Source organism: Veillonellaceae bacterium (assembly GCA_012523975.1).
GTDB lineage: Bacteria > Bacillota > Negativicutes > JAAYSF01 > JAAYSF01 > JAAYSF01.
The window spans coordinates 1-3,184 of record JAAYSF010000060.1 but is presented as its reverse complement, the minus strand read 5'-3'; the positions used below and the strand labels follow the sequence as shown (position 1 = coordinate 3,184).

The following is a 3,184-nucleotide window of genomic DNA, read 5'->3' as shown; positions in this document are numbered from 1 at the left end:
TTCTGGCATAGCAAGTATCGGTATCATACTAATGAAACGGTGTCCCTGTCCCCGTGTTTCCCACCCGCAAAAGAGTAAGGTGCGCTTGATATGCGCACCTTTTTTACATTAGTACAGTTTTTCTAATACCTCATCAGTCATCGCGAAGCTGTGTTCGGGACCAGGAAATTGACGGCTTTTCACTTCGGCGATGTATTCTTGCACTGCGGCAGTAATTTCGGTATGGAGTGTACGGTATGGCTTGACAAACTTAGGTTTAAACCCGGGTAATAGGCCGAGTACATCATGGATTACCAGCACTTGGCCGTCACAACCGTTGCCGGCGCCGATACCGATGGTCGGAATGGACAGGGCTTGAGTGACTTTGGTAGCCAGCGGCGCCGGTACGCACTCGAGCACTACTGCAAAGGCACCGGCTGCTTCCAGAGCGCGGGCATCATCGATCAGTTTCTGCGCGGCAGCGACATCTTTTCCTTGTACCTTGAAACCGCCCAGTTGGTTAACTGATTGCGGCGTCAATCCCAAATGTCCTACTACCGGGATGCCGGCGTCAGTCATTGCCTTTACAGCAGGCGCAATTTCTTTGCCGCCTTCTAACTTTACAGCCTGTGCAGGGGTTTCCTTCAGAAAACGGCCGGCGTTGCGCAGCGCCTCCTCAACTGATACCTGATAGCTCATAAACGGCATATCGGCGACAACCATAGAACGGCTGGCGCCACGGCAAACCGCGCGGGTATGGTGCAGCATATCTTCCATCGTTACCGGCAATGTAGAATCATAACCCAGCATGGTATTGCCTAAAGAGTCGCCGACCAATAACATGTCCACGCCAGCCTCATCCAGTAGTCGGGCAAATGCGGCGTCATAAGCTGTCAGCATGGTAATAACTTCACCTTTGGACTTTTTTTCCCGAATAGTAGCAGTAGTAATTCGTTTGTTTGACATTATTTAACCTCCTATTTAGTCTCTTTAAATGTAGACGCACCCAGTAGTTGAGCGATGGTTTCTCGCTGAGATAGCGGGATGCGGTTGCCAACCAATTTTAATGTTTCCTGCCCCAAAATCTGATAAACTGTCTTGAAATCCTCTGGCAGAGCCTGGAGGTGCCGTGCCACAGTGGACGAATCGCCACGGACAATCGGACCGGTAAGAGCGGAGGCAGTTCCCTGCTGTGCCACATTACGAAGTGTTCCCTTAACCAATGGCAGCAGGGATTGCAACGCTGCACTCTCATCACTGGTCCAGCGCATCAGCAGTTTTTCCGCCGTATGCAGTAGCGCCACCAAATAGTTTGAAGCAATACAAGCGGCGGCATGATACAGAACCCGTTCTTCCGGCGGCACCCGCAGTATTGTTCCGCCAAGGTCATTTACCAGTCGGCTGGCAGCGTCAACTGCAGCGGCGTCACCATCGATAGCAAAGGGGCTGCCCGGAATATTCTTTCGCGCAGTTTCCCTATCGGCGAAGCTTTGCAGTGGATGCATCGAGCCGACCGCAACTCCAAATTGGCGGGCCGGTGCCAATGCTTCGCCTGCTAATACGCCGCTAGTGTGCAAGAGAACTTGTCCAAGCCGCAAGCGCTTGCCGGCAATGAGTTCATCCAGTACCACAGGCAGAATCCGGTCAGGAACAGTGAGCAGGATTAAATCAGCTTGGGCAGCTGCTTCGACATTATCAAAACAGACCGGAAGCGCGGTTGCCTTAGATATAGCTGCGAGCGTTTCCTGGCTTCTGGCGGTTATTGCTACTACCGGGTAGCCGCAGTCGTTCACTAGGCCAGCTAGCGCGCCACCCAGCCGCCCGCCCCCCAAAATAGCGATAGACGGTTTTGACATGGTAAAACCTCCTAAATAAGAAAACGCCTTTCTAGCCGAGGCCGAAAGGCGTTGAAAACAAAGATAAAGCAGAATGAACCGCATTATCCTATGCTAAAGCAAGCGTACTTTGCACGTTTTCTGAACCCTTCCGTCTCGGTCTATTAACGATCCAAGCGGTCGCTCAAAAAGGCAATTCAGTTTTGTTGGACTGTTAGAAGAGGTCGTACAGCTCTCGGAAGATGCCGCAACCTTTCAATGCATTGATCATAGCACAGACTAATCTGGTCTACAAGTAGCCAAATCCAATAAAATATGACGAAACTGGAGAAGCTTCTGATGTGATAATTAAAGCCCCTCATAATCGCTCGTCATACATCATGCTACTCTTCTTCTCTGAAAATAGAAAAACTCCTGCCAGTAACCCGCTACATTTTGTCTGATTACTCAATGGACTTGTACGAGACATGAGATACAAGGGGACGGTGGATGTGTCCACAATTGTTTCGATGTCTTTGCTGCTAATATTAACTGTTTGTCAGGACAGTACCACCGTCCCCCTGTCTTTCGGTGATTTTGGATGTATTTTTTTGCAACTTTTACTTGTATTTATGTTAAAATAGCGGAGTGGATAATTGCAGGTGTGTGAAAAGAGGAAGAATCAATCATGACAGCTTGGAATGTATTTGAGTTTATGGGAATAGCGGCTTTTGCCGTTTCCGGTGCATTAACCGGAATACAAAAAAGATTAGACGTCTTTGGCGTATTAGTATTAGCCATAATTACGGCGATTGGCGGCGGGATAATGCGGGACGTTATTATTGGAAATACACCGCCGTTAACATTTCGAGACCCTACTTTTTTTATTATTAGTTCGGGAGTTACGATTGTTGTTTTTTTTACTTACCGATGGTTAGAGAATTACAAAGATACTATTCAAATCTTTGATGCCATCGGGCTAGGTGCGTTTACGGCTACCAGTGCAAAACTGGCGCTCCAACACAATTTAGATTCTCTAGTTATTATAACTACGGTTTCTGTGATTACGGGAATCGGTGGCAGTGTTATCCGCGACGTGATTGTCAAGGAAATTCCTTATGTATTTCGGCAGGAAGTTTATGCAATAACTACTATAATGGGGGCTATCGTCTTTTATTACTCCCAGATGTACTTTGCCGGGCCTATACCTTTATATCTTGCTTTTGCTATTACAACGGGATTGCGGCTATGCTGCATCAAGTATGGCTGGAACTTTCCGGTTATCGGCAAAAACCAGATTAAGCAATGATCGTCTGCCAGGAATAAGTCATTAAATTTTGCTGCGATGAATGCAGCTGTTTGTCAAGACAGCACCACCGTCCCCTTGTCTT

3 protein-coding genes are annotated in these 3,184 nt (G+C 48.0%); 1 reads left to right on the top strand and 2 read right to left on the bottom strand.

From position 1 onward, the window contains the following. Window positions 1-108: 108 nt before the first annotated feature. Both panB and GX348_07910 read right to left on the bottom strand, forming a co-directional pair. Complete coding sequence (panB, locus tag GX348_07915) at window positions 109-948, bottom strand: 3-methyl-2-oxobutanoate hydroxymethyltransferase (protein ID NLP42103.1); 840 nt, start codon at window positions 946-948, stop codon at window positions 109-111. Between the two features lie 8 nt (window positions 949-956). Then, on the bottom strand, window positions 957-1,835 hold the full coding sequence (locus GX348_07910) for a DUF2520 domain-containing protein (protein NLP42102.1): 879 nt from the start codon (window positions 1,833-1,835) through the stop codon (window positions 957-959). A 646-nt stretch (window positions 1,836-2,481) separates the two neighbouring features. On the opposite strand from GX348_07910, the gene GX348_07905 reads away from it, so the two are divergent. Further along, complete coding sequence (locus GX348_07905) at window positions 2,482-3,102, top strand: trimeric intracellular cation channel family protein (GenBank protein NLP42101.1); 621 nt, start codon at window positions 2,482-2,484, stop codon at window positions 3,100-3,102. The last annotated feature ends 82 nt before the right edge of the window (window positions 3,103-3,184 follow it).